At 34.3% G+C, this 391-nt stretch carries 1 pseudogene; it reads left to right on the plus strand.

Going from position 1 to position 391, the window contains the following annotated elements:
• Nucleotides 1–106 (plus strand): annotated as a pseudogene (locus A9G40_RS15870) (site-specific integrase); the annotation flags it as partial.
• Between the last annotated feature and the right edge of the window lie 285 nt (nt 107–391).

Raw genomic sequence — 391 nt, forward strand, 5'->3', positions numbered from 1 at the left:
CATGAAAGAACTTCAAATGACATTAACTAGAGATTTAGCACTTGAAATCGTATCGCAAGAACTGGGGCATTTTAGACCTCAAATAACAGAAGTATATTTACGTTAATTTGAGTTAGCTAACGCCTCCCTACGGTCGTTGTTGAATCCCTCGCAATGTGAAAACAAGTTTCACACCGCTCACGATTGCCTAAACAAATATTAAATTATTAATTTTCAGCTTGAGAACTGAGGAATGAAAGCATTAATTTTAATGTTAACAATATTGGCATCTATAGTTTGTTTTAGCTCTATTGGTGTTAGTTTTTGGGGAACAACTGCTATAACGGCATGCTTGTTTGTGCTTATTAATGCTATTACGAATATTTGAAATTAAATGGATAGGCAATCGTGA

It is taken from the genome of Gilliamella sp. Nev3-1, from assembly GCF_001690435.1.
GTDB classification, from domain to species: Bacteria; Pseudomonadota; Gammaproteobacteria; order Enterobacterales; family Orbaceae; genus Gilliamella; species Gilliamella apicola_C.